This window comes from Microvirga aerilata, assembly GCF_016743775.1.
In the GTDB taxonomy this organism is placed as follows: Bacteria; Pseudomonadota; Alphaproteobacteria; order Rhizobiales; family Beijerinckiaceae; genus Microvirga; species Microvirga aerilata.
The window spans coordinates 196,776-221,931 of sequence record NZ_JAEQMY010000001.1 but is presented as its reverse complement, the minus strand read 5'-3'; the positions used below and the strand labels follow the sequence as shown (position 1 = coordinate 221,931).

Here is a 25,156-nt window from a genome sequence, read left to right as displayed (position 1 = left end):
ATGATCCGCGACACGACACTTGGATCCAAGCTCTGGGCCGCAGCCGTCTGGGTGCTGGTGGGCTTCTTCATCCTCAACCTCCTGGCGATGATCGCCACCGTGGTGACGAGCTCCTTCGCCACCCGCTGGCTCGGCACCTGGCTGCCGGTCGGCTTCACCACCCGCTGGTACACATCCGCCTGGAGCGAGTTCCAGCTTTGGGACGTGCTGATCGTCACCTTCCAGGTGGTGGGGGCGGTCGTTCTCATCTCCGGCGCGCTGGGCGTCACCGCCGCCTATGCGCTGGCGCGCCGGGATTTTCCGGGCAAGAAGCTGCTCGTCCTGCTGTTCCTGCTGCCGCTTCTCATCCCGCCGATCACCTTCGGCATCCCGCTCGCCACGGTTCTGTACCAGACCGGGCTTGCCGGAACGTTCTGGGGCGTCGTCGCGGCCAATCTCGTGCCGACGGTTCCTTTCGTGATCCTGGTCATGATCCCGTTCATCGAGCAGATTGATCCCAAGATCGAGGCGGCCGCCCGCGTGTTCGGGGCTAACACCTTCAAGCTCTTCGTGCACGTGCTCCTGCCGCTGCTCCTGCCGGGCATCCTGGCGGCGCTGCTGCTGGTGCTGGTGCGCACCATCGCCATGTTCGAGCTGACCTTCCTGGTGGCAGGTCCCACCAGCCAGACGCTCGTGGTGTCGCTCTACTACGCCGTGTTCGCGGCGGGCGTTCGCTCCGTGCAATCCATCGACGCCATGGCGGTGATCTACATGGTCACGACGCTGGTGTGGCTCATCATCGCGCTGCGCTTCGTCAACCCGACCCAGATCGTCACCCGCGCGAAGCAGCAGCCGGCGCATTGAGGACCAGATGTCAGATCGTTTGAACGAGGCTTCGCTTGCGGGTCTGCCAGCCGGGATCCAGCAGCCCGGTTACGACCGGGGCGCGGTGACGACCGGAATCGTGCATCTCGGCGTCGGGGCCTTCCACCGGGCGCATCAGGCCGTCTACACCGACGACGTGCTGGCGCGCGATCCGAGCTGGGGCATCGTGGCGGCAAGCCTGCGCAGCCCGGATACCTACGACGCTCTTGCTCCGCAGGATGGGCTCTATACCGTCTCGGTGCGCTCTCAGGCCGGCGAGGCACTGCGGGTCGTCGGCGCAATCCGGCAGGTCATCGTCGCGCCCAGGGCCACCGAGGAGCTGCTTCACGCGATGGCCGACCCGCAGACGCGGATCGTCACCCTGACAGTGACCGAGAAGGGCTATTGCCACGACCCGGCAACCGGCGCCCTGAACGAGGCGCATCCCGACATCGTGCACGATCTGGAGTTTCTGAAAGAGCCCAAGTCCGCTCCGGGCTTCATCGTCGAGGCACTGCGCCGCCGCCGCATGGCGGGCGTTCCGCCCTTCACGGTGCTCACCTGCGACAACCTTCCGTCGAACGGACGCACGGTCAAGCGGGTGCTCACCCGTTTCGCCGAGCTGGTCGATCCCGAGCTCGGTCGGTTCGTGGAGGACGAGCTGTCCTGTCCCTCCACCATGGTCGACCGGATCGTGCCCGCCACCAGCGACGAGGACCGGCAGCGCATCGGCGAAGCCCTGGGCGCCGCCGACGCGTGGCCCGTTGTGACCGAGCCCTTCACCCAATGGGTAATCGAGGACCGGTTCCCGCAAGGCCGTCCCGCCTGGGAAATGGCCGGCGCCGAGTTCGTGGCCGATGTCGAGCCCTACGAGCACATGAAGCTCAGGCTGCTCAACGGAAGCCACTCGACCCTGGCCTATCTCGGCTATCTTGCCGGTTACGAGACCGTCGCGGACACCATGGCCGATCCTGCCTTCGTGCGCCTCATTCAGGGGCTCATGGACGAGGAGGTGACGCCGACCCTGCACATGCCGCCCGGAGCCGATCTCGCTTCCTACAAGCGCGCGCTTATCGAGCGGTTCAAGAACCCGGCCCTGAAGCACCGCACGTGGCAGATCGCCATGGACGGATCGCAGAAGCTGCCGCAACGGCTCCTGGGGACATTGCGCGACCGCCTGCGCGACGACGCCCCCATCGGGCGGCTCTCCCTCGGGGTTGCGGCCTGGATGCGCTATGTGACGGGCGTCGATGAGAAAGGCGCTGCCATCGACGTGCGCGATCCCATGGCGACGCGGCTGCGGGAACTGGCGGATCGGGCAGGGGGCTCGGCCGAGCGCCTGGCCGGAGAGCTGTTCGGCGTACGCGAAATCTTCGGCGACGACCTGCCCGCCGATCCTCGGTTCACCGGTGCGGTGACGGCGAACCTGGCTCGCCTGTACGAACATGGCTCCAAGCGCACCGCATCGGAATTCAGGGCCGATTAGAGTGTTTCCATTTACATGGAATCATCTCTCTTCTTGGCTGTGCCGCATTTTCAACGGTGAACCGGATCCACTTCACCTGAAAATGCTCTGGCGTACCGCGCCCTCCACGTCATCACCGGCCTTGTGCCGGTGATCCCGATTGATCGAGGCACTGTTCTCCTGCACGGGATGGCCGGACCGATCGTGGAAGCCATAACCGTTGGCAGCGCAGGCAAAGGCGCAACGCTTCTCGCTGTTTCTTGAAACGTGGTGTTTATGGATTCCTGGCTCTCGCTAGCGCTCGCCCCGGAATGACAGTGGGAGCGTGTCATCCCCAGCGCTTTACATGATCGAAGGGTTATCCATTCGCTCGCAGAACAAGCCTCGTTCTCAAACGCCGGCCTGCTCGGCCTGCTTGGCGCGCTTCTGCTCGCACGAACGGCACTTGCAGCCGATGGGCTTGATGAAGGTCTCGAAGTAGTTCTTGCCGTAATTGTAGGTGATCTCGTCGCCCGGCTTGATCCGCTTGATCGCCTTGATGCGGATCTTGCCGCGGGAGATCGTGGCCTGCGCGTTCGGACGGCAGGAGTGATTGATGTAGCGGGCGGTGTTCCAGCGCGGCGAGCCGTCGATGGTCCAGCGGCTGTTGATCTCGAACAGGTAGCGCGTGTTCCGGCGGCGCTCGACCTCTTCGATCGTGATCTTGGGGCCGACATACTCGATGATGAACGACCCCTTCTCGATCACGTCCGTCGCGAACAGGCCGAGCCCGGTTTCGGATTTCCCGATGCGAAAAGGGCCTTCTGACGGTTTGGCGCTCATGCGGACAAAGTGCTCCGGGCTCTCGGGTGTAGGTTCTGTGTTTCAGCGATGATGTCGCCCGAAGGGTCAAGGTAGGGGTCCGGGCAGGATCTTCGAGATCCTGCCGCGATATTTTGCGCACTCTCGGAAGCGTGCTCTACAGGAGCGCGTCCGGTTGCGTGCCGAGCCAGTCCCGCGCTGCCTTTGTGAGGTAGGGACGGAAGAGGCTTGCCACCTGCTTGAGGCCCCATTCGAGGTGGGACTTCTGCAAGGTTCCGACCCCCTCCTGCACGTCGAGATAGACCACCCAGTAGGTGGAGACGATCCACAGATTGGGGAGCAGCACGTCAAGCTCCTCATCCGACAAGTCCATCAGGCCCGCCATCCGCATATGGCCGATGAGATCCTTGATCGGCGTCCGTATCCGCTCGCTGATCGCGCGGATGCGGCGGCGAAGCTCGGGAGCGGTGGCCAGCAGGCTCATGAAGTCGCGGTAAAGGAAGCGGTAGGTCCAGACGATCTCGAACCACTCGCGCAGGAAAGCCACGTAAGCGGCCGGATCGGCATTCGCAGCGCGGCTCCCATCGAGAAGACGCTCCACCGCCGCTTCGAACTGATCGAAGATCGCCAGGATCAGCGCCTGCTTGGTCTTGAAATAATAGTACAGGTTGCCCTCGTTGACGCCTGCCGCCTCGGCGATCTGGGCCGTGGTCACGCGGTCGGGCCCGCGCTCGTTGAAAAGAGCAAGGGAGACGGCAATCAGCTTGTCGCGCGTGCTCACCGCCGGGCGGCTGCGCTTGGGGGCCGGTCCTGGTTCGCTCACCGGTGTTCCTTTATGTCGCACTTGCGCGTCTAAGGTATGCACCTTAGATCGATATCTTCTAAGGTGCATACCTTAAGGTAATCCCGTGCCGGGCATCAAGGTTGCAGGGCGCTGTTGAAGAGGAAATCGCATGAGCATCGACGCTCTTCCCAGGATCTCGGACAAGAGCCCCGGCGTGACCGTCAGCCGCCGTTCGCCGCTCTCGGTTCTGCCGGCCCTCGTACGCGATCCGCTTCAGGCGCTGCCGCCGGAGGTCTACCATCAGCCCCTGGTCTACTCGAAGATTGCGGGACGCGAGCGCATCCTCGTCACCGAGCCGTCGCTGATCCATGAGGCGCTCGTGCGCAACGCCGACGCCCTGTCCAAGGGCGAGGACGTTCGGCGGGCCCTCGGTCCTGCCCTGGGTCAGGGCCTGCTGACCGCCGATGGGGGGCACTGGCGCTGGCAGCGCCAGTCTGTGGCACCTGCGTTCCGGCACGAGAAGCTCTTAGGGTTGCTGCCGGCGATGATTTCCGCCGCCGAGCGCACCCGCGAGCGCTGGCTGGCATTCGGCTCCGGGGCCGCGATCAATATCGGCCGCGAGATGATGCACACGACCTTCGACATCATCGTCGAGACCATGATGTCCGGGGCCGGCAGCATCGATGTGGCGCGGGTCGAGCAGGGCATCACGGACTACCTCAAGCCGACCGGCTGGGTGTTCGCGCTGAGCATTCTCAATGCGCCCGACTGGCTGCCCTACCCGGGCCGCCGCAAGGCCATGGAGGCCGCCGCCTATCTTCGGTCGGCCATCATCCACATGATCGCGGAGCGCCGCCGCAGCGGAGAAGTCCGCGAGGATCTCGTGGGCCTGCTCCTTGCCGCGGCCGATCCCGAGAGCGGCCGCACCATGACCGACGAGGAGATTGCCGACAATCTCCTGACCTTCGTGACCGGCGGGCACGAGACGACGGCCCTCGGCCTCGCCTGGACCTTCCTCCTCCTGGCCCGTCAACCCGAGCACGAGGCGCGGGTGATCGCTGAAATCGACGAGGTCACCGGAGGCGAGGCGGTTCGGCCCGAGCATGTATCCAGGCTCGCCTACACCCGTCAGGTGTTCTCGGAGGCCATGCGGCTTTATCCGCCGGCGCCGATCATCACGAGAACGGCCGTTCAGCCCTTCCCGCTGAGCGGGCTCACGGTGCCGGAAGGCGCCGTCGTCATCGTGCCGATCCATGCGGTGCATCATCATGCCTCCATCTGGGAGAACCCCGAGCGGTTCGACCCGGAGCGCTTTGCGCCCGACCAGGCGAAGGCCCGCCACCGCTATGCCTACATGCCCTTCGGAGCAGGCCCGCGCATCTGCATCGGCAACGCGTTCGCGACCATGGAGGCCGTGTCCATCCTGGCCGTGCTGCTGCAGGCGGTGAGGCTTCGCAGCCCCTCGGGCGAGATGCCCAAGCCCAGGATGAAGGTGACGCTTAGGCCCAGGCAGGAACCTCGGATGCAGGTCGAGCCGCGCTCGTGAGACCTGTGGCCGGCGAGGTCTGTTCAGACCGCCTCGGAGGCGTTCGATGCGCTGGCTAGAGCCATCCGCAGGGTATCGGCGAAGTTCTCGTAGGAAAACGGCTTCGACAGGGTCGGGCAGCCGTGGAAGCGCTCGGGCAGGGCCCTGAAGTCGTACCCGGTCGAGAAGATGAAGGGAATGCCGCGGAAGCGCAGGACGTCGGCCACGGGGAACACGACCGATCCGTCCACGTTGATGTCGAGAAGGCCGATGTCGATGTCTTCCTGCAGGGCGAAGGTCAGGGCGCGATCCAGCCGTGCGGCCGGACCCACGATCTCGCAGCCGAAATCGAGAACCATATCCTCGATCAGCATCGAGATCATGGCCTCGTCCTCGACGATCAATACGCGCTTTCTCGGACCTTCAAACATAGCCCCTCCAAGTCGCACAGCATCTGCGAAGCGTCGTACGGACGTCGTTCAACGAATCAGTTGCTCCCAGTATAGCCTGGGCTCCGGTTCCGGCTCACTATCTTATGTTACAATGACTTAGCCCAACCGTCGCGTCGGTCTTTCGGTAGAGTAAACACCCAAGACCCAAGCCTGTCCATATGGCCTTTCCGCTCCCGCGTGATCAAATTGATGGCCCCGCGGCGAAAGCCCAAAATATGAGCAGCGGAAAGCCGGCGCGACGTCGAAACGGCCCGAACCAACCGGAATCTCAGCCGTTGCCGTGATGTCTATGCGAGGCCTGGCAAGCCGGCGGCAGGCAAAGCTACCAGCCGGATCGGATGCGGATCGATGAAGCTCTTCGAATGTCAGGCCTGCGGGCAGCCCCTTTATTTCGAGAACAGCCATTGCGAGAGCTGCGGGCGGCGGCTCGGCTGCCTGCCGTCGATCCAGGAGATCAGCGCGCTCGAGCCGGAGGAGGGCGGCTGGAAGGCCCTGGCGCAGCCGGAAGGGCGCTTTCGCTTCTGCGCCAATGCGGAGCACGATGCGTGCAACTGGCTGATCCCGGCCGACGAGCCGGACCCCTATTGCCGGGCTTGCCGGCACAATCGGACGGTGCCCGACCTCTCCAACGAGCGGAATCTCGTCCGCTGGCGCAGCCTGGAGGTCGCCAAGCGGCGTCTTTTCTATACCCTGCTGAGGCTCGGCCTGCCGCTCACGACGCGGGCCGAGGATCCCCAGGGGCTTGCCTTCGACTTCCTGTCCGACCCTTCCGAGAACTCGCCTCACGGCCCTTCCATCCTGACCGGGCACGACAACGGCCTGATCACCATCAACATCGCCGAGGCCGACGACGCGGAGCGGGAGCGGCGTCGCCACAGCATGGGCGAGCCCTATCGGACCCTGCTGGGCCACTTCCGGCATGAGATCGGCCACTATTTCTGGAACGTGCTGGTCCGCAACGATCCGAGCCTCGAGCAATTCCGCCTGATCTTCGGGGACGAGCGGCAGGATTACGGCGAGGCCCTGCAGGCGCACTACGCCAACGGCCCGAAGGAGAACTGGCAGGAAAGCTTCGTCAGCGCCTACGCCGCCTCGCATCCCTGGGAGGATTTCGCAGAGACCTGGGCGCACTACCTGCACATCGTCGACACCCTGGAAACGGCCAACGCCTTCGGCCTGAAGGTGCGGCCCAGGATCAGCCGGGGCCCGGAGCTTGCAACAGAGATCGATTTCGATCCGCACCGCGAGATCGATCTGAACCGCCTGATCACGGCCTGGCTGCCGTTGACGTTCGCGGTCAATTCCCTGAACCGCAGCATGGGGCAGCCCGATCTCTATCCCTTCGTGCTGCCGCCCGGGGTCATCGCCAAATTGAGCTTCATCCATGAGCGCGTTCACGCCTGGAGCGGGCGCCGGCAGGGGGACGAAGAGGATCGCAATATTTTGAAAGCGGTGATCGGAGGGCTGAATTCTCGCGTCGGCGCCCCACAATCCGCACAAGCTCCCCTCTAAGAACGACATGCTTCCCTCTAAGAACTCTTGCATGATGCGTTTAGGTATGAGTAGTAATCTTCTTGCCCTCAGCGGTTGGGGGCGTTACGCGTATAGCGTTTCGGAAACCAGAGACTTTAGAAGGCAGTCCTGATGGGCCGGGGAAATGATCACCGTGATCGCCGACGTCAATTTGGCGGTCAACCCGAAGATCACTGGGGCGATTTCGCCCCGCCAACATCTTTTGAACGGCCCACGCGGCAGCAGACGTCCTATTCGGCTTCGAGCTCGGGACCTGAGACCGAGGCGCGGGTGAAATGGTTCAATCCTGAAAAGGGCTTCGGCTTCGTCGAGATGACCGACGGCTCCGGCGAGGCCTTCCTGCATGTCAGGCAGGTCGAGGCCGCAGGCCATACGGCTCTTGAGTCCGGCACGACGCTGGTCATCAAGGTCGGCGCAGGCCAGAAGGGCCCGCAGGTTCAGGAAATCGTCAGCGTGGACACGAGCACGGCAGAGCCCGAGCCGCCGCGCGGAGCCCGCCCGAAGCCGCCGATGCGCTCGGGTGGACCGGGCCAGTCCGGCGGGTTCTCCCGTCCGGGCGGAGGCGGAGGTGCCGCCTCGCGGCCGGTCAGCGGTCCGCCAGACGTTCCGGCCACCGTGAAGTGGTTCGACAACGTCAAGGGCTACGGCTTCGTGTCCGTCGAGGGCGAGAGCAAGGACCTGTTCCTGCACATCTCCGTCGTGGAGCGGGCCGGCCTCAGCCAGCTCGACCAGGGACAGGCAGTGCGTGTTGCCATCGTCGAGGGTCGCAAGGGCCCCGAAGTGGGCGCCATCGAGCTCGCTTAAAGTTCCAGCCCATCGTGCGGACCTCCGGGTCCGCCGCCTGCGATGCGCTCGTCAAATCGTGAGCATCGGACCGGAAAGTGCAAATCCACTTGCCAGTCCGATGCTCTCTCGCTTTTCGGGCGAAGTGCATCCCGTTCGCCCTCAAGGATGCTGCCACCGGAAGACCGGAGCTGCCTCCAACGATATGGAAGCAACCCCGGATCCCCGGACCGACCATTCAGGGTCGGAAACCTGCTGCGTCAGCAGTGGATCTCTTCGAATGCGCGCACCCACATTTCGCAGACACCCGACCGCACGATGTCGTTGAGCGTGAACTCGACGATCGGAACCGGCAGCATCCGCGACTTGATCAGGTGTATGACCGTGCGCAGGCCGGACGTCTCGCGCAGGTCGCACTGACTCACATCCCCGTTGATCACCACGGTGCAATCCTCCCCGATGCGGGTGAGGAAGGTCTTCATCTCGGCCGGCGTGGCGTTCTGCGCCTCGTCGAGCAGGATGAAGGCGTCGCGCCAGGACCGTCCGCGCATCACCTCGAACGGGACCATCTCGATGTCGCCGTTCTTGACCGCGATCTCGAAAGCGGCCGCGCCGATCCGCTCCTTGATCGCCTCGATCACCGGAGCGGCCCAGGGGCCGAATTTTTCCTCCAGGCTGCCGGGAAAGAAGCCGAGGGAGCGGCCGCTCGGCACGTTGGGACGGGTGAGGATGATCTTGCGGATGCGCCGCTGGCGGAACAGGTCTGCCGCATGGGTGGCTGCGATCCAGGTCTTGCCTGTGCCGGCGGGACCGAGAACGACAACCTGGGGGCTGTTCCTTAAAGCGTCGAGATATTCATCCTGCGTTGCATTGAGTGCCTTGATCGGCGGAGGGCTGCGCTCGGCCTGGAACTTGGATCCGTTGAGGTCGAAGACCTGCGCTGTTTCATGGGAGCGGCGGGTCTTGCGTCTCTGCTTCTCATGATGCTTGCTCAATGACCAACTCCAGTTTTGAAACTGCGCAAGAGCATTTATCCAGGCGCCGCGCAGAGGCGTCTGGGGAAGAGAATTCCAAGAGGAAACGAAATGCGGGAGCGCGTTGCTGCGGGCGGTGGATTTCCGCGATCCGTGGAGTGAGGATCAGCCTGCCTGCCCATCAAAGCCCGTTCTTTTACCTGCGAGAGGTAAACTATCTTCGATTCTGATGACAGTTTACCGCTGCTACGCCTACCTGCGAGTCAAATGTTGGGGCACTCTGCTTGGTTCCAGGGCATACCGCCTCTGCGCCGCAGAGGGGGGAATTAGCTGTGGATGGCTCGAAAGCCCTTGAGCCGGAGGCGTTCCGCACCGGACGGTGACTCGATTTGGGCGATCCCTGCCGGCGGCCTCCGTGTCATTCCCGGCCGGATCGCAGCAGAGGAGAAGGGGATCCATGGCACTGAGGGTCGGGGTTGATCCCCTTCCCTCGCTCCGCTTGGCCTTAGTATGACAGCGTGGTGCTGACCGTGTGGCGCTTCCTTCAGTGTCATTCCCGGCCGGAGCGAAAGCGGAGGGGAAGGGAATCCATGGCGCTGAGGGCGTGAGTTGATCCCAGTCCCAGTCTGCGAGCATGACAGCAAGCGACAAAATCGATCAGGGCCAGCGCCGCCTTCCCTCGCCAAAGCGCCGGTCCGAATGCTATGGACGGCGCCTCGAAATAGGGCAGGGCGGCATGATCGTAATCTTCGGCTCCATCAATATGGACCTCGTCGCAAGGGTGCAGCGCATCGCGCGTCCGGGCGAGACCGTCCTGTCGCGCCGGGCCGAAAGCTTCTTCGGCGGCAAGGGAGCCAATCAGGCGGTTGCCGCCGCCCGCGTGGGCAGAGGCGGCCCGATCCGGGTCGCCATGGTGGCGGCCGTGGGGGACGACCCGTTCGGAAAAGCCTGCCTCGACAACCTGAGCCGAAACGGCGTCGATACGGGCACAATCCGGACCATCGAGGAACCGACCGGCTGCGCCTTCATCACCGTCGACGAAACCGGCGAGAACGCAATCACGGTGGCAAGCGGCGCCAATATGGCGGTGCGGGCGGCCGACCTGCCGGACAGCCTGCTGTCCGGGGCTTCCGTTGTGGTTCTCCAGATGGAGGTGCCCCTTGCCGAGAACCTGGAGGTCGCGGCCCGCGCAAGGCGGGCGGGCGTCAAGGTCGTCTGGAACTTCGCTCCGGTGCCCCAGGTGAGCGGCCGCGAGGCCATGGCCGAGCTCTTGAGCGCCACCGACGTGCTGGTGGTCAACGAGCACGAGGCGCTCTCCATCGCCGAGATCATCGGTGATGCGGCCGGGGACGATTACCTCGCGGCCGGAGCCGCTCTCGCCCGCTCCTTCGGTCCGGCCTGCATCGTCACGGCAGGCTCGCGCGGAGCCTTCGCCATCGCCCCCGACGGCACGCAGGCCCATGCCGCCGCCCGCCCCATCACGCCGGTGGACACCACCGGCGCCGGCGACACCTTTGTGGGCGTGCTCGCCAATGGCCTTGCGGAGGGGCTGGAGATCGGCGCCGCCATGGGCCGGGCCTGCGCCGCCGCGTCCATGTCCTGCCTGACGCCGGGCGCCCAGGCCGGCATGCCCGACAGGGACGCCCTGGAGCGGTATATCGCCTAGGGCCGTCTCAAGGATATGGAACCGACTGCAGTCTTTGCTTCGCCGCCGAAACAGGGGACGAGCCGGATCCACCTCGCCGCATAAAGGATCTAGGGCTGAGACGTATTCTGCGGGATGACCCCGGTCAGGCTGCCGGTGGCCGGGAAGAGCGGGATCAGGCAGGCCTGCAGGGCGTGGTAGAGATCGGGCTTGCCCTGGAACAGGGTGGTGTCCGGCCGCAGGTCTTCCGACAGCTCGGGGCGCCAGCCGCCGTGCCGGTGGTCGATCAGGTGGCGGTCGGCAAAGCCCCAGAGGGTGCGATACCACTCCTCGTGATAGTCGCCGGGGTTGTGCTCGATGAGGAACGCCGCAGCCCCGATGGCCTCGGCGCAGGGCCACCAGAGCTTATGGGGCAGCCTCGGCTTGTCGTCCCAGTCGAGGGCGTAGAAGAACCCGCCCCGCTCCTTGTCCCATCCCAGCTCTATGGATTGGCGGAACAGCTCGCGGGCGGCATCCGGCATCCAGGCATGGCGCTGGCCCCCGAGGGTCCAGAGCTGGAGGATGAGCCTCGCCCATTCGAGCCAGTGTCCGGGCGTGGTGCCGTAGGGCCGGAACACGTCATAGCCGCGGTAGTCCTTGTCGAGGCTCCAATCCGCGTGGAAGTGCTCGGCCACCCGGTAGCCAAGGGAGGCCGCATGGCGGCCGATGATGAGGCTGGCGATGCGCTCCGCCTTGTCGAGATAGGCCCTGTCGCCGGTGGCCTCGAAGGCGGCCATCAGGGACTCGGTCAGGTGCATGTTGGAGTTCTGGCCGCGATACTGGCTCAAGGGCTGCCAGTCGCGGGAGAATTCCTCGGTCACCGCCCCGTGCTGCTCCTCCCAGAAGCGCTGCTCCAGGACCTCCGTGATGTCTTCCAGGACGCGGTCCGCCAGCGGGTGCCCCACCACCTTCGCGCTGGAGGCCGCCAGCAGCACGAAGGCATGCCCATAGGCCTGCTTGGTGTCGTCCTTCGGGCCATCGTTGTCGAGGGACCAGACATAGCCGCCATGCTGGGCATCCCGGTGGCTGTTCCAGAGATAGTTCATCCCGTGGTCGACGATGGCGTCGCAGCCGGGCCGGCCGAGCAGGGTGCCGATGGCGAAGCAATGCACCATGCGGGTGGTGTTGTGGATCTGCCGGACGGGATTGGCGGTCTCGACGGGCTGCCCCGCATCGTCGAGATCGAAGAAGCCGCCGGCCGGATTGACGATGCGGTGCTGGAAAAAGTCGAACAGGTTGCCGGCCTGCTCGAACAGCCATTGGCGATGGAAACGGTTGGAGCGCCAGTTCGCACTGTTGGCGGGCAGGAGGGGCTGGGCGTTCGTCATGGGGGACTCCATCAGGCTCTTGCTGCCATGAACTGTTCGACTTCCGCCCATGAGGGCGGATTGGCGCCGCGGCGGGTGCAGACGATGGCGGCGGCGGCCGCCGCAAAATCCAGGGCCTCCGTGACCTGCGTCTCGTTCAGGCTTGCGATGGCCTGGGGCGTGAGCAGATGATTGACATCGAGCCAGGACAGAAGGCCCGCATGGAACGTGTCCCCGGCGCCCACCGTGTCCACCACCTCGATCTTGGGCGCGGGACGCTCCAGAACCCCTTCGCCGAACACCGCGAGCGGCCCCTTCTCGCCCCGGGTGACGATGACGAGCTTGGGGCCGCGCTGGAGCCAGGCCCGTGCGGCCGACGCGAGATCGCCGGTGGAGTAGAGAAGCTCGATGTCCTCGTCGCTGGCCTTCACGATGGTGGCGTAGGCCAGCAGGCTCTCGAAGCGCTCGCGGTAAGCGGCAAGATCGCCCACCACGCGCGGCCTCACGTTCGGATCGAGCGAGATCACGCGCGAGCCGGCTTCCCGGCGCAGCAGGGTCTCAATGGCGCTGGCGATGGGCTCGACCCCGAGGGCATAGGAGCCCGCCGCGATGGCGTTCACCTCGGGGGGCAGTTGGGCCGGGAGGGATTCGGGGCGAAGCGCCCGGTCGGCGGCGTTCGGGGCGTAGAAGGAGTATTGCGGCTGGCCCGAGGCATCGGTGGCCACCACGCTCAGCGTCGTGTAGTTCGGGCAGCGCTGCAGATAGGCAGGGCTCACGCCGGCTTGGCTGAGCTTGTCGGCCAGGAAGGAGCCGAACACGTCGTCCGACAAGGTGGACAGGAACGCGGCGGGGCGGCCGAGGCGTCCGATCCCGATCGCCACGTTGAACGGAGAGCCGCCCGCGATCGCCTCGGCGGGGAAGCCCGCCGAAGCGGGGGCGCCGATGAACAGGTCGATCAGGGCTTCGCCGGAAACGAGAATCATATGAAGGCTCCTGACAGGATCATCGCGGCACCCAAACCCGGTTGTCGATCCGGCCCTTAGACGGGCACGCGTTCTGCAACATCGGGCGGAACCGGCTCCAGGGGAAGAGCCGCGAACCGCTTGAGGTCGCGCAATACATGATCGAGCGAGACCGGTCCAGAAACGCCGCCGAAGCCGAAATACAGCGTCCTGTAATGGGCAAAGAGCTGCTCATAGACCGCGTGCGCCGCGGGATCGGGCTCGAAGGTGCGGAAGGGCAGGCAGATCGCTTCTTGAGCCCTGCTCAGATCCGGGTGCGATCCTGCGGCGAGGCTGGCGAAGATGCTTGAGCCGAGGCCCGTGGGAATGCCGGCCGGCACGAGCACGGGGCGCCCGAGCACGTTGGCGTAGACCTGGTTCAGCACCGCATTGTGCTGCGGGATGCCGCCCGCATTGATCACCCGCTCCACCGGCACGCCGCCCTCGGCCATGCGCTCCAGGATGATGCGGGTGTGGAAGGCCGTGCCCTCGATGGCGGCGAACAGCTCGTCCTGGGCCGTGTGCAGCAGGTTCCAGCCGAGCGTGATGCCGCCGAGATCGGCTTTGACGAGCACCGTGCGGTCGCCGTTGTCCCAGGTCAGGCGCAGGAGGCCGGTCTGCCCGGCGCGGTACCCCTCCAGGCCCTTCGAGAGTTCCTTGACGTTGGTGTTGGCGCGCCGGGCAATCGCCTCGAAGATGTCGCCGGTGGCCGAGAGCCCAGCCTCGATGCCCACGAGCCCCGGATCGACGCTGCCCGGCACCACGCCGCACACGCCCGGGATCAGGCTGGTGCCTTCCGCCATGGCGATGATGCAGGTGGAGGTGCCCACCACGTTCACCACGTCGCCCACGCGGCACCCGGCGCCGATGGCGTCCCAATGGGCGTCGAACGCTCCGACCGGAATCGGGATGCCGGCCTTCAATCCGAGCCGCTCCGCCCAATAAGGGGTAAGCTGGCCCGCCACCACGTCCGAGGTGGCGTATTCGCCCGCGAGCTTGTCGCGGATGCCGTCGAAGAGCGGATCGACCTTGGACAGGAAGTCCTGCGGGGGCAGGCCGCCCCAGCGCGGGTTCCACATCCATTTGTGGCCCATGGCGCAGACGCTGCGCTTCACCTTAGGCGCATCGGTGATGCCGGTGAGCGTCGCGGCCACCATGTCGCAATGCTCAAGAGCGGTCACCAGCCGGTCGCGCTTTTCCGGGTTGTGGCGCAGCCAGTGCAGCAGCTTGGAGAAGCCCCATTCATGGGAATACACGCCGCCGCACCACTCGATGGCCTCCAGGCCCTCCTGGTGCGCCAGCCGGGTGATCTCCTCGGCCTCCGATTTCGCGCGGTGGTCGCACCAGAGGTAGTATTCGTCGAGCGGCTCGAGGCCCTCGCCCACCATGACGACGCTGGAGCCCGTGGTGTCGACCGCAAGCGCCGCCACGTCCTCGGCCCTCACTCCGGCCGATGCGAGAGCCCCGCGCATGGCGCGCGCCAGGGCATCCATGTGATCCGCATGGGCTTGCGTCGCATGATCGGGATTGTCGCGCCTGCGATGCAGCGGGTATTCCGCCGTGGCGAGGCCGAGCGGCCCCTTGCGGTCGTCGACGAGGGTGACCCGAACGCTCAAGGTGCCGAAATCGACACCGGCTACAACGGCCATGTGAGTCTCCCGAAAAGGGGCATGTGCGAGGGGTAGGCGAAGAGGGAGCTAATTCTGCGACTGACCATAGGTCGCCGTCGCGCCGTGCTTGCGGAAATAGTGCCGGTCGAGAAGGGCCTGCGACACGCCTGGCGCATCGGGCCGCAAGGAGAAGGTATACATGGCCATGCGGGCCACCGCCTCCAGCACGACGGCGTTGTGCACGGCGTCGTCCGGTGTCCTGCCCCAGGCGAAGGGGCCGTGGCCTGCGACCAGCGCCGCCGGCACCTCCATGGCATCACGGTTGCCGAAGGCCTCCGTGATCGCGACCCCTGTTGCGCGCACATAATCGTCCCGAATCTCGTCGGGCGTCAGCTCGCGGGTGACCGGAACCGGACCGTAGAAATAGTCGGCGTGGGTCGTGCCGAGGGCCGGAATGGAACGGCCCGCCTGGGCCCAGGCGGTGGCATGCTCCGAGTGCGTATGCACCACCCCGCCGATCTCCGGAAAAGCCTTAAGGAGATGAAGATGGGTGTCGAGATCGGACGAGGGGCGTAGCTCGCCCCACACGATCCGGCCGTCCAGATCCGTCACCACGATGTCGTCGGCCTTCATGCGCTCGTAGGGCACGCCGCTCGGCTTGATCGCCACCAGGTTGTCCTCGCGGCTGATGCCGCTGACATTACCGAAGGTGTAGAGAACGAGCCCGCGGCGCACCACTTCGAGATTGGCTTCAAGAACCTGCTCGCGCAGCTGCTTCAGCATCGGGCTATCTCCTCATGCTCACGAATCGAAAAACGGCGGCCAAAGCTCGCGCCATGGCCGCCGCCCGTCAGACTTGGATCAGCGAACGGCCGTCCAGCCCTTGTAGTCCTTGATGTTGTCGGCGGTGATCAGCTTCGGCTCGAGCAGGATCACGTTCTTCTCGGGCTTCTTGCCGTTCACGATGCCCACCGCGAGCTCATAGGACTGGGCCGCCATGATGTACGGATCCTGCGAGGCCGAGGCCTTGATGAGGGAGTTGCCCGACTTCAGCTCGTTCTCGATGTCCGGGGCGCCGTCGACGGCCGTGATGATGAACTCGTTGCGGTTGAGCTGCTTGGCCGCGAGATTGATGCCGATGGCGGTCGGATCGTTGATCGCGAACACCGCATCGATCTTCGGGAAGCGGGTGAGCAGGCTCTGGCCCACCGCGAAGCCGCCCTCACGGGAGCCCTTGGCGTCCTGGTTGTCGGACAGGACCTTGATGTCCGGGTGCTTGGCGAACACGTTCTTGCAGCCCGTGACGCGGTCCACGATGGACGAGACCTGGGGGCCATTCACGATCAGCACGTCGCCCTTGCCCTTGAGCTGATCGGCGATGTACTGGCAGGCCAGCTCGCCGGCCTTGATGTTGTCCGTCATCACCGTCACGTCGGCGCCGGCCGCCGCCACGTCGAAGGCGGCAACAACCATGCCGGCTGCCTGAGCGCGCTTCACGGAAGGCTCGATGGCCTTCGGGTCGACCGCGTTGATCATGACGATGTCGGTGCCGGCCGCAGAGAAGTTGTCCATCTGCGTGAACTGCTTGTTCAGATCGTAATCCGCCGAAACGGACGTGATCTTGGCGGTCGGGGTGATTTCCTTCGCCTTCGCCTCGATGCCCTTGATGGTGGCGACGAAGAACGGGTTGCCGAGCAGGCCGACCGAGATGCCGACGTTCTTGACGTCCTTGGCATAGGCCGGAGCCGCCAGAAGGGCGGCAACCGCGACGCTGAGTGTGAGACGGGAAAGTGCCATGGAATCCTCCGAAGTCCTAATTGCAGGTATCTTTTTAGCCCCGCGATCCCCTTAAGCCGGTTCGGCTTCCGGGATCTCGCTTATACAAGCGCCCGGTCCGGACGCAGGTATTTGTGTCAGGTGCGCGCCGATCCCTGGAGACGGTAGCGGTCGAGCGCCACGGCCCCGATGATCACGAGCCCCTTGATGATGAACTGCCAGATGTCGGACACGCCTACGAGAATGAGCCCGTTCGTCAGGATGGCGATGATGAGCGCGCCGATGAGCGTGCCCCAGATCGACCCGATGCCGCCGACGAAGCTCGTGCCGCCCAGAATGACCGCCGCAATGGCGTCGAGCTCGTAGGATTGCCCGAGCTGCAGGCCGTTCGCGGCAAAGAGGCGTGCCGCCGACATGACGCCGCCGAGCCCTGCCGCGAGGCCCGAGAAGGCATAGACGAACAGCAGAACCGCCCAGACCTTGATGCCGGTGAGCCGCGCGGCATCGGGATTGCCGCCCACCGCATAGATGTGAACGCCCAGCACCGTGCGCCGCAGGATGAACCAGGAGATGATCACCACCGCAAACGCAATCCACACCAGCCATGGCAGGCCGAACAGGGTGCCGTTGCCGATGAAGGCGAAAGGCAGCTGCGGGTTGAACTGCGTCGTGTCGCCGCCGATCAGGCGCGCGATGCCGCGCACGGCGGTGAGCGACCCGAGGGTGACGATGAAGGGCGGCAGCTTGGCGAAGGCGATGAGTGCGCCGTTGAGGAGGCCGAACACAAGGCCGGCCAGCAAGGCGGCCGGAATGCCCAACATGCCCCATTCCGGGATCAGCGAACCGAGGATCGCCACCATGGCGGCTGCCGCCAGGATGGAGCCCACGGACAGGTCGATGCCGCCGGTGAGAATGACGAAGGTCATGCCTGCGGCGAGCACCGTGTTGATCGAGGCCTGCTGCATCACGATCGACAGGTTCTGGAAGCTCATGAACCGGCCGGACATGAGCTCGAACACGACACCCAGGATAATGAGCACCGGCAGCATGCCGATGGCCTGCAGGGTGGAGCGCCAGGCGAGGCGGCGCTGCTTCTCCTGAGAGGCCGCGTCGATGCCTGCCGCGCCGGACGTCTGGATGGATGCGCTGGTCTCATTCGGGGGTGTCATTCGGCAGCTTCCCTTACGCCTGTCGCAATGGTGATGATGTTTTCCTGGGTCACGGGCGGATGACCCGCTCCGCCGACTTCGCCTTCGATCCTGCCCTCGCGCATCACCAGCACGCGGTCGCAGATGCCAACGACCTCCGGGAGTTCGCTGGAGATGACGATGACGCCGACGCCCCGCTTCGCCAGTTCGTCGATGAGACGGTAGATCTCGGATTTCGCCCCGATATCGACGCCGCGGGTCGGCTCGTCGAGGATCAGCACCTTCGGCTTGGTTTCCAGCAGGCGCGAGAGGAGCACCTTCTGCTGGTTGCCGCCCGAAAGGCTGCCCACGAGCACGCCGTCGCCCGCCACCCGGATGGCGAGCGCCTTGATGGCCGCGGTCGCCCGCTCCTTGGCGGATTTCAGGTTGAGGACGCCGCCCATGCGCGCGTCCCGGCCCAGCACGCTCACGTTCACGTTCTCGCGCACGGTGAGATCGAGGAAAAGGCCGAGATGCTTGCGGTCCTCCGTCAGGTAGACGACGCCGGAATTGATCGCGTCTTCGGGGCGCTGAATCGAGAGATGCTTGCCCTGGAGAAAGACCTCGCCGCTGGTGCGCGGGTCGGCTCCATAGATGAGGCGCGCCAGCTCGGTTCGTCCCGCTCCGACGAGGCCCGCGATGCCGAGAACCTCCCCTTCATGGAGGTCGAACGAGCAGGGATGCACGCGCCGGCCGTCGCTCATGTTGCGAACCGCGAACATCACCGGCCCACGGCTCTGATGCGCGTCGTGCTCCTTTTTATAGAAGGACGACAGGTCGCGCCCCACCATCATCTGCACCAGGCGCTCGGCCGAGATTTCGTCGGCCACGAGGGTGCCCACATAGGAGCCGTCCCGCAGCACCGAGACGCGATCCGCGAGTTCGTAGATCTCCGCCATGCGGTGGCTGATATAGATGATCGCCAGCCCCTCGGACCGAAGCTGGCGCACGAGCGCGAACATCGCCTCCGTTTCCCGGGAGGAGAGGGAGGTGGTGGGCTCGTCCATGACGAGGATGCGCGAGTTGGCGATGAGCGCGCGGGCGATCTCCACGAGCTGCCGCTCGGCCATGGACAGCTCGTTGACCTTGGTGGTCGCCTTGAACCCGACCCCGAGGCGCTCGAGAACTGCGCGGCACGCCTTCTCCATGGAGCCGCGGTCGACCATCGGGCCGCTCTTGTGCTCGCGGCCGAGAAGCATGTTCTCGGCGACGGACAGGTTCGGAGCAAGCGACAGTTCCTGATAAATGATGGAAATGCCGTGGTGCCGGGCGGTCAACGGCCCGTCGATGGCGACGGGCTTACCGTTGATGCGGATCTCACCGCCCGCATCGGCCTGATAGGCCCCCGACAGGATCTTCATCAAGGTCGATTTTCCGGCGCCGTTCTCCCCCATGAGGGCGTGGATCTCGCCCGGATAGACCGTGAGGGAAACGTCCGTGAGCGCCTTCACACCGGGAAACGTCTTCGAGATGCCGTTCATCTCAAGGACCGGGGCTGAACCTGTCATCGGCTATTCCCTAGAGACACTTCGTTCAAGCGGCAGATGTCAGCCTGGTATTCCGTATAGTATATCATGCCAAGGGACCGGGTGGTCGGAATGAGCCTTTGCTTGCCGTAAATGCTTCATTCCAATCGGGTTTCAATCCCTCCTTTTGAACCTCGGCCGGTCATGCACAACTTTCATTTCTTCCGAAGGTGTTCTTTGTGTCTCGGGGGCTGGTCCTCTGAGTCCGGCTCATAATGCTTGGGCTCTTCGCTCCAGGGCGCAGACGTATATTCCCTCCGCCTCGGGGGAGGGATTCGGGCGGGGGTGAGCCGCTGGTCTCCCTCTTCCATGTGGGAGAGGGCCGGGGTGAGGGAAGGCCGCTGCCGGAGGAGGCGCTGAGATGTTCGTCTGCCGCGGAGACGAGAGCATTTTGCTGGTGAAGCGCCACACCCTCACCCCTGCCCCTCTCCCACATGGGAGAGGGGATGCTGTTGCTGCCCCGGCGCTAAATGGATCAAGCCCAGAGTTCCGACTTTGCGAACCCCACCCTCGATCCCTCCCCGCAAGGGGGACGGAAGAGGTGCCCCCTGTCATCTCCGGCGTTTGAAGTGCCGGAAGGGGATCCACCTATATACTCAGCGCTATGGATTCCCTTCCCCTCGGCTTTCGCTCCGGCCGGGAATGACACCGAGGGTGGTGCCGCTGTCATCCCCGGCGAGCGTCAGCGAGGGAAGGGGATCCACTCACAGCCTCAGCCCTATTGATTCCCTTCCCCTGCCATGGCTGTCGCCATCTCCGGTCCGGAATGACACCCTCCTGGGAACACCGAGCTTGCGGTGGGAAGGAGGTGCCAGCATTAGCCTGTGAAGGCCCGGTGCCGGCGCCCCAAAGCGGAGTTGCCCGATCTTGTCTACATGCGTGCAAACTCGGGCTTCAGAACCCGGTAGAGGCTGCGAAACGCCTCGACCCGGGGAGCATAAAGCTCCACGAGGCGCGGGTCCGGCTCGATGGTCTCGAGAATTTTCGGCGTCGTGCAGACCACATCGGGCGCTTCCCCCGTGCTTGCCAATCGCGCGAGCCGCGCGGCTCCGAAAGCGGGCCCCTTGTCGCTTCCCTCGTAGCGCATCAGGGGAACGTTCAGGACGCTGGCGAAGATCCTGGTCCAGAAGGTGCTGCGCGAGCCTCCGCCGATCATGCCTGCATGGGTGAGCTGCGTTCCTGCCTGCGCAAGACATTGCTTGGCGTCGGCAAAGCTGAAGGCGACGCCTTCGAGCACCGCCTGCACCAGATCTGTCTGCCTGGTTTCCGGGGACAGCCCGAAGAACACGCCGCGCGCATGAGGGTCGTTGTGCGGCGTCCGCTCGCCGGCGAGATAGGGGAGGAAGAGGAGACCCGACGGTGCCTGATAGGCCGCCTCGGTCTGGCGCAGGAGGTCGCCGATATCGGCTTTCAGAAGACCCGCCGCCCAGGCAAGGCAGCTTGCGCCGTTGAGCATTGCGGCCATCTGGAACCAGCGGCCCGGCACCGCATGGCAGAAGGAGTGCACCAGAGCCTCGGGCGCGGGGCTGAAGTCCCGGGTGGTGACGAAGAGCTGCCCTGACGTGCCGAGCGAGATGAAGGCCGACCCGTCCTCGATGGCGCCGAGGCCGACGGCGCCAGCCGCCGCGTCGCCCCCGCCGCCGGCAACGACCACATCGTCGCGCAGGCCCCATTGCCGGGCAACCTCAGGGCGCACGGTTCCGGAAGGCTGCGAACCTTCGACGAGATCGCCCATGTGATCGCGGGTGAGACCCGTTGCGGCGAGGGCCGCGTCCGACCAGTCGCGTGCCGCTTCGTCCAGCCACCAGGTGCCGGCGGCGTCCGACATTTCCGTCATGGCCGAACCGGTGAGCTTCAACCGGATGTAGTCCTTCGGCAGGAGCACCTTGCGAACGGCCCGGAACGTCTCGGGCTCGTGGCGCGCCAGCCAGAGAAGCTTCGGGGCCGTGAAGCCGGGCATCGGAATCACGCCCATGGCGTGCGAGAGCTCCGGGTGCTGGTGTCTGAGCTCCTCCGCCTCCCCGAAGGAGCGGCCGTCGTTCCAGAGAATGGCGGGGCGCAGAGGACGGCCCGCCTCGTCGAGCAGCACGGCGCCGTGCATCTGCCCCGACAGGCCGATGCCGCGAATATCGGCCAGAGCGGAAGGGTTTTGAGTTCGCAGTCCTTCGACTGCGGACTGCACCGCCTGCCACCACGCCTCCGGGTCCTGCTCCGACCACAGCTCCCGCGGACGGGAAACCTGCAGGGGCACATCGGCCTCCGCGACGGCGGCTTGCCGCTCGTCCACCAGAATCGCCTTCACCGCCGAGGTTCCGACATCGATACCGAGATAGTGAGGCACGCCTGATGCTCCTGATGCGTTTTGGCCGGTGGTCCGGCCGCCGTGAGACGACCATATAGCTCAGCGCCCGTGCTTGGGCATAGCGGCCCCGAAATCCAGAGGCGTCGCCATGAAAAAATCTCATGGTCGAAATGTCGCCCGGATATTTAAATGCGAACGGCATGCCCCAAATAGTTCCGCATGCCACAGAATCTCAAAAACCAGTCTGAATGGACCCGTCCGGATGCCTCTTCGTCGGCGGCAGCGCTGAGCGCTTCCGTTCGGTTGCATCTGGGAAAGCAGTTGCGTGCCCTCTACGGCGACCCGGCCGAGGACAAGCTCCCGCGCGACCTGGCACGGCTTGCCGACCGGGTGGCTCAGGTCATCCGCGCGCATACGGAGCCGGTGGATCAGGCCTTCGTGAGCGGCGTCATGGATGCGCTGCCGAACCTGCGCGCCTTCGCCCTGTCGCTGACCGGCAAGGTCGATCAGGCGGAGGACCTGGTGCAGGATACGGTGCTCAAGGCCCTCACCAAGCAGGACACCTTCGAGGCCGGCACCAACCTGCAGGCCTGGCTCTTCACCATCCTGCGCAACGGCTTCTACTCCACGCACCGCAAGACCAGCCGTGAGGTCGAGGACGGGGACGGGACCCATGCGGCGAGCATGATCGCGATCCCTGACCAGGAGGACAAGCTCGCGCTTCAGGACCTCTCCACCGCCCTGGAGAAGCTGCCCCAGGAGCAGCGCGAGGCCATCATCCTCATCGGCGCCGAAGGCATGTCGTACGAGGATGCGGCCGAGGCCCTCGGCGTCAAGGTCGGCACCATCAAGAGCCGGGTGAACCGCGCTCGCAACCGTCTGGCGGAGCTGCTGGGCACCAGCAGGGCCGATCACGACCACGCCGCCAGCGCCTGACAAACCCCTTCGACCCGTGCTATGCGTCCGCTCCATCGCAACGAGCAGACGCGTAGCATGTCCCATCCGGAGCCTTGCTGCTGCTCCCTGGCAGGGGCTTGCGGGCTGTGCGGGGCTATGACCACATTAAGCCTGCTGGCCGGCTGACTGCCTGAAGGATTGGCCCCGGCATGTCGCCTGTCGAACTGATCGGATTTCTGGCGCTCACCGGAGTGGCCGCCTACACGCAGACCATCACGGGCTTTGCGTTCGGCCTCATCACCATGGGCGGGGTCGGCCTCACGGGGCTGCTGTCGCTTCCCGACGCCGCCATGATCGTGAGCGTGCTCACCTTCGTCAATGCCACCCAGATGCTCCTGAAAGGCTGGCGTGACGTGGCATGGCGGGAGTTCCGGCTCGTCATGCTCACCAGCATCCCCATGCTCTTCGTCGGCTACTGGCTGCTGGAATGGCTCGCCGGAACCCGCGCCGATCTTCTCCGCCTCATCCTTGGCCTCGTCATCATCGTCTCGAGCCTCCAGCTTGCGCGGAAGCCCGAGCCGCTCGCCAGGCGGTCCGGCGATGGCTCGTTTCTGTTCTTCGGCAGCATCGCCGGTTTGATGGGCGGCCTGTTCTCGACCGCGGGGCCGCCCCTCGTCTACCACCTCTACCGGCAGCCCATGCCGCTCGTGACCGTCCGTGAAACCCTGGTGACGGTGTTCGCCCTGAATGCCGTCTTCCGGACCGGACTGGTAACTCTTTCCGGAGATCTTCCATCCGTTTCCACGCTCACCGGTCTTCTCGCCATTCCGGTGGTCATGGGCGCAACCCATGCGGCCCGCCGCTGGCCGCCGCCGCTGTCGCCGGCCGCCACGCGCTGGATCGTGTTCATCCTGCTGTTCCTGTCCGGCGTATCGCTCGGCGCGCCCGCCGTCCTTCACCTGTTGGCCTGAACCCTGCCCGAAAGATCAGGGCCGGCGGGCCGTTCCCAGCCGAACTTTTCGCCAGTCTTCAAGGTTGAACCTATAGCTGGTGGGTGCCCGATACGCTCTTCTGCCAAGGAGGGGAGCATGGAACACAGGCCTCTGTCCGAACTGAGTACCGTCGCCGACGTCAAGATCCCGAAGCAAGCTCCTGCACTGCCGAAACGCGAGCGCCTCGACCGTTGGGCCGAGCTCCTCGAGCGGGATCCCAACCACGTGCTGAGAACCCTCGACGAGATCGAGTGGAAGCCCAAGGCCGAGCGGCTTGCCATGCGGGCGGACAATTCCGCCCTGACCGTTGCCTATTCCGATCCGGTGCTGCGCTCCGAGGGGCTCCTCAGCGACAGGTTCGGGGATGCGGTCAGGTTCTTCGAGATCTCGGAACACGATGCGCACGTCGTCCTCTGCTCGTGCCATGGCGGCGAGGCCATGCTGGCCGAGGAGGCGGCCCGCAGGGTGCGCGGCATCAGGTCTCCGAGCCTCTGGGGGCTGTATTTCGGCTGGTTTCGGTAGGGATCAGCGGGACTCGGCCTAATCCTTGTAGGGATCGAACTCGCCGGGGCCAGCCATCGCGACCGCGAAGGGGCGCAGCGTGTGCTCAATGTGGATCGTGTTCTTGTGGAAGGCCAGCACCTCCTCCAGGCGCCGGTAGACCATGGGGCTCTCATCTACGTCGCCGCCTCTCAGGAGGATGCCCTTCTCGCGCAGCCACGCGTCCATCTGCTCGCGGGTGAAGCGGGGAGGGCGAATCCATTCGCCTGCCTTGTTCTTCTTGCCTTTCGCATCCATCCGCCCAAAGAGGCGGCCTGCGCCATGCACCGTCGAATAAAGGCTGTCGGCGCTCTCCGGGCTGTCGACCCCATGAAGAATGACCGCATCGTCTCCCATGGAGCCGCCGACGAAGCCCCTCTGCCCGGGAAAGGCGGGTGTTGCGCCCTTGCGCACGACCCAGTGCTCGCGTCCGTCGTGGGTCTCCCGCCAGACGAAGTTGTGGTGGTTGTGGACGGAGTCCGTGATCTGCCCGCCAATGATCCGGCGCACGCGCTCGACCACCCATTCGCGCCCGGCATAAGCGTAAAGCCCACCGAGCTTCACCCCGGCGATGTAGCTTCGCCCGACCTCGCTGTCCTGGTGGACGAGGGCGGGTTCCACCTCCATGCCGTCCTTGGCTCCGACGAGGGCGAGGTGCTTGGTGGTGATCTTGTGGCCTAAACCCCGGGAGCCGAAATGCACCCCGATCCAGACGAAGCCCTCCTCGTCCTCGAAGAGGTCCACATAGTGATTGCCGGAGCCGACGGTTCCCAGCTGCTCGGATGCCATCTTCTTCAGCTCCCGGGCCCCGGCTTCGTCCCACAAGGGCGAATCGAACAGCTCATGATCAACCTTGACGGCGTTCTTCTGGCCGATTCCGAAGCTGATAGCCTTGCCGATATCGGCAAGGATGCGGCCCGCCTGCCCAGCGATGTCTTCGTAGCGGATGTCGAGCCGAACCGCCATGTTTCCACAGGCGATGTCGAAGCCGACGCCGCTGATCGAAATGTGCTCCTCATAGGCCACGACCCCGCCGATGGGGTGGGCGTAGCCGAGATGCCCATCGGCGCAGAGCACGCCCTTCACGGCGCTGCCGGCCTGCATGCAGCGGTCCAGCTGCTTTATGGTTTTCTCGTCATGCTCGCCATAGATCCGGGTGTTCGTCGGCACCTTC

General features: G+C 65.2%; 22 protein-coding genes. 9 read left to right on the top strand and 13 right to left on the bottom strand.

Annotated elements, in window-relative coordinates; translation table 11 throughout:
- Positions 1–843 (top strand): ABC transporter permease, encoded by an 843-nt coding sequence (locus JKG68_RS01065; protein ID WP_202055230.1) that lies wholly within the window; start codon positions 1–3, stop codon positions 841–843.
- Positions 844–850: 7 nt separating this feature from the next.
- Positions 851–2,329, top strand: coding sequence for a mannitol dehydrogenase family protein (locus JKG68_RS01060; protein WP_202055229.1), 1,479 nt, complete (start codon positions 851–853; stop codon positions 2,327–2,329).
- 369 nt (positions 2,330–2,698) lie between these two features.
- On the opposite strand, the gene JKG68_RS01055 is transcribed toward JKG68_RS01060, so the two are convergent.
- Positions 2,699–3,130: an SET domain-containing protein gene (locus JKG68_RS01055; protein ID WP_202055228.1), complete on the bottom strand. Its 432-nt coding sequence runs from the start codon at positions 3,128–3,130 to the stop codon at positions 2,699–2,701.
- Positions 3,131–3,266: 136 nt separating this feature from the next.
- Entirely contained in the window at positions 3,267–3,932 is a 666-nt protein-coding gene (locus JKG68_RS01050; protein ID WP_312890716.1) for a TetR/AcrR family transcriptional regulator, read from the bottom strand.
- A 130-nt stretch (positions 3,933–4,062) separates the two neighbouring features.
- Here JKG68_RS01050 and JKG68_RS01045 point away from each other — a divergent pair, with 130 nt between their 5' ends.
- Positions 4,063–5,439 carry a cytochrome P450 gene (locus JKG68_RS01045; RefSeq protein ID WP_202055226.1) on the top strand — a complete coding sequence of 459 codons (1,377 nt, stop codon included), beginning with the start codon at positions 4,063–4,065 and terminating at the stop codon, positions 5,437–5,439.
- Positions 5,440–5,462: 23 nt separating this feature from the next.
- On the opposite strand, the gene JKG68_RS01040 is transcribed toward JKG68_RS01045, so the two are convergent.
- Positions 5,463–5,849 carry a response regulator gene (locus JKG68_RS01040; protein WP_202055225.1) on the bottom strand — a complete coding sequence of 129 codons (387 nt, stop codon included), beginning with the start codon at positions 5,847–5,849 and terminating at the stop codon, positions 5,463–5,465.
- A gap of 369 nt (positions 5,850–6,218) precedes the next feature.
- Between JKG68_RS01040 and JKG68_RS01035 the strand changes: the two genes are divergently transcribed.
- Together JKG68_RS01035 and JKG68_RS01030 are read left to right on the top strand one after the other, a co-directional pair.
- Positions 6,219–7,382, top strand: coding sequence for a zinc-binding metallopeptidase family protein (locus tag JKG68_RS01035; RefSeq protein ID WP_202055224.1), 1,164 nt, complete (start codon positions 6,219–6,221; stop codon positions 7,380–7,382).
- Between the two features lie 291 nt (positions 7,383–7,673).
- Entirely contained in the window at positions 7,674–8,207 is a 534-nt protein-coding gene (locus JKG68_RS01030) for a cold-shock protein (RefSeq protein ID WP_312890715.1), read from the top strand.
- 239 nt (positions 8,208–8,446) lie between these two features.
- Here the strand turns inward: JKG68_RS01030 and JKG68_RS01025 are convergent, their stop codons facing one another.
- A complete protein-coding gene (locus JKG68_RS01025; RefSeq protein ID WP_210346175.1) occupies positions 8,447–9,181 on the bottom strand; it encodes a PhoH family protein in 735 nt (244 codons plus the stop codon).
- A gap of 715 nt (positions 9,182–9,896) precedes the next feature.
- Here JKG68_RS01025 and JKG68_RS01020 point away from each other — a divergent pair.
- A complete protein-coding gene (locus JKG68_RS01020) occupies positions 9,897–10,826 on the top strand; it encodes a ribokinase (protein WP_202055222.1) in 930 nt (309 codons plus the stop codon).
- 89 nt (positions 10,827–10,915) lie between these two features.
- Here JKG68_RS01020 and JKG68_RS01015 read toward each other — a convergent pair whose 3' ends face one another.
- The 8 genes from JKG68_RS01015 to xylB all read right to left on the bottom strand — a co-directional run bounded on the left by JKG68_RS01015 (position 10,916) and on the right by xylB (position 21,592).
- Positions 10,916–12,172, bottom strand: coding sequence for an AGE family epimerase/isomerase (locus JKG68_RS01015; RefSeq protein ID WP_202055221.1), 1,257 nt, complete (start codon positions 12,170–12,172; stop codon positions 10,916–10,918).
- Positions 12,173–12,183: 11 nt separating this feature from the next.
- Positions 12,184–13,134: a carbohydrate kinase family protein gene (locus JKG68_RS01010; protein WP_202055220.1), complete on the bottom strand. Its 951-nt coding sequence runs from the start codon at positions 13,132–13,134 to the stop codon at positions 12,184–12,186.
- Positions 13,135–13,190: 56 nt separating this feature from the next.
- On the bottom strand, positions 13,191–14,801 hold the full coding sequence (locus tag JKG68_RS01005; RefSeq protein WP_202055219.1) for a ribulokinase: 1,611 nt from the start codon (positions 14,799–14,801) through the stop codon (positions 13,191–13,193).
- Positions 14,802–14,849: 48 nt separating this feature from the next.
- Complete coding sequence (locus JKG68_RS01000) at positions 14,850–15,545, bottom strand: L-ribulose-5-phosphate 4-epimerase (protein ID WP_281399047.1); 696 nt, start codon at positions 15,543–15,545, stop codon at positions 14,850–14,852.
- A 78-nt stretch (positions 15,546–15,623) separates the two neighbouring features.
- Positions 15,624–16,559 (bottom strand): ABC transporter substrate-binding protein, encoded by a 936-nt coding sequence (locus JKG68_RS00995; protein ID WP_202055218.1) that lies wholly within the window; start codon positions 16,557–16,559, stop codon positions 15,624–15,626.
- 116 nt (positions 16,560–16,675) lie between these two features.
- Positions 16,676–17,707, bottom strand: coding sequence for an ABC transporter permease subunit (locus tag JKG68_RS00990; RefSeq protein ID WP_210346174.1), 1,032 nt, complete (start codon positions 17,705–17,707; stop codon positions 16,676–16,678).
- The gene (locus JKG68_RS00985; RefSeq protein WP_202055217.1) at positions 17,704–19,233 is read right to left on the bottom strand and encodes a sugar ABC transporter ATP-binding protein; all 1,530 of its coding nucleotides are present in this window, start codon (positions 19,231–19,233) and stop codon (positions 17,704–17,706) included. The genes JKG68_RS00990 and JKG68_RS00985 overlap by 4 nt, the downstream gene beginning before the upstream one ends.
- A gap of 889 nt (positions 19,234–20,122) precedes the next feature.
- The gene (xylB, locus tag JKG68_RS00980) at positions 20,123–21,592 is read right to left on the bottom strand and encodes a xylulokinase (RefSeq protein WP_202055216.1); all 1,470 of its coding nucleotides are present in this window, start codon (positions 21,590–21,592) and stop codon (positions 20,123–20,125) included.
- Between the two features lie 282 nt (positions 21,593–21,874).
- Between xylB and JKG68_RS00975 the strand changes: the two genes are divergently transcribed.
- From JKG68_RS00975 to JKG68_RS00965, 3 genes are all read left to right on the top strand, one after another.
- Positions 21,875–22,489, top strand: a complete 615-nt coding sequence (locus tag JKG68_RS00975) for a sigma-70 family RNA polymerase sigma factor (protein ID WP_246514992.1) — start codon at positions 21,875–21,877, stop codon at positions 22,487–22,489.
- A 170-nt stretch (positions 22,490–22,659) separates the two neighbouring features.
- Positions 22,660–23,421 (top strand): sulfite exporter TauE/SafE family protein, encoded by a 762-nt coding sequence (locus tag JKG68_RS00970; protein ID WP_202055214.1) that lies wholly within the window; start codon positions 22,660–22,662, stop codon positions 23,419–23,421.
- 117 nt (positions 23,422–23,538) lie between these two features.
- Entirely contained in the window at positions 23,539–23,964 is a 426-nt protein-coding gene (locus JKG68_RS00965) for a hypothetical protein (protein WP_202055213.1), read from the top strand.
- Positions 23,965–23,982: 18 nt separating this feature from the next.
- On the opposite strand, the gene JKG68_RS00960 is transcribed toward JKG68_RS00965, so the two are convergent.
- On the bottom strand, positions 23,983–25,152 hold the full coding sequence (locus JKG68_RS00960; RefSeq protein WP_312890714.1) for an RtcB family protein: 1,170 nt from the start codon (positions 25,150–25,152) through the stop codon (positions 23,983–23,985).
- Positions 25,153–25,156 lie beyond the last annotated feature (4 nt).

What these genes read in the sequence shown, in the direction of transcription:
- JKG68_RS01060 (WP_202055229.1), top strand. Translation starts at nt 851, where the DNA reads ATGTCAGATCGTTTGAACGAGGCTTCGCTTGCGGGTCTGCCAGCCGGG.
- JKG68_RS01045 (WP_202055226.1), top strand. Translation starts at nt 4,063, where the DNA reads ATGAGCATCGACGCTCTTCCCAGGATCTCGGACAAGAGCCCCGGCGTG.
- JKG68_RS00990 (WP_210346174.1), bottom strand. Translation starts at nt 17,707, where the DNA reads ATGACACCCCCGAATGAGACCAGCGCATCCATCCAGACGTCCGGCGCG.
- JKG68_RS00965 (WP_202055213.1), top strand. Translation starts at nt 23,539, where the DNA reads ATGGAACACAGGCCTCTGTCCGAACTGAGTACCGTCGCCGACGTCAAG.
- JKG68_RS01040 (WP_202055225.1), bottom strand. Translation starts at nt 5,849, where the DNA reads ATGTTTGAAGGTCCGAGAAAGCGCGTATTGATCGTCGAGGACGAGGCC.
- JKG68_RS00970 (WP_202055214.1), top strand. Translation starts at nt 22,660, where the DNA reads ATGTCGCCTGTCGAACTGATCGGATTTCTGGCGCTCACCGGAGTGGCC.
- JKG68_RS01010 (WP_202055220.1), bottom strand. Translation starts at nt 13,134, where the DNA reads ATGATTCTCGTTTCCGGCGAAGCCCTGATCGACCTGTTCATCGGCGCC.
- JKG68_RS01000 (WP_281399047.1), bottom strand. Translation starts at nt 15,545, where the DNA reads ATGCTGAAGCAGCTGCGCGAGCAGGTTCTTGAAGCCAATCTCGAAGTG.
- JKG68_RS00995 (WP_202055218.1), bottom strand. Translation starts at nt 16,559, where the DNA reads ATGGCACTTTCCCGTCTCACACTCAGCGTCGCGGTTGCCGCCCTTCTG.
- JKG68_RS01005 (WP_202055219.1), bottom strand. Translation starts at nt 14,801, where the DNA reads ATGGCCGTTGTAGCCGGTGTCGATTTCGGCACCTTGAGCGTTCGGGTC.
- JKG68_RS01015 (WP_202055221.1), bottom strand. Translation starts at nt 12,172, where the DNA reads ATGACGAACGCCCAGCCCCTCCTGCCCGCCAACAGTGCGAACTGGCGC.
- JKG68_RS00985 (WP_202055217.1), bottom strand. Translation starts at nt 19,233, where the DNA reads ATGACAGGTTCAGCCCCGGTCCTTGAGATGAACGGCATCTCGAAGACG.
- JKG68_RS01020 (WP_202055222.1), top strand. Translation starts at nt 9,897, where the DNA reads ATGATCGTAATCTTCGGCTCCATCAATATGGACCTCGTCGCAAGGGTG.
- JKG68_RS01035 (WP_202055224.1), top strand. Translation starts at nt 6,219, where the DNA reads ATGAAGCTCTTCGAATGTCAGGCCTGCGGGCAGCCCCTTTATTTCGAG.
- JKG68_RS01065 (WP_202055230.1), top strand. Translation starts at nt 1, where the DNA reads ATGATCCGCGACACGACACTTGGATCCAAGCTCTGGGCCGCAGCCGTC.
- JKG68_RS01055 (WP_202055228.1), bottom strand. Translation starts at nt 3,130, where the DNA reads ATGAGCGCCAAACCGTCAGAAGGCCCTTTTCGCATCGGGAAATCCGAA.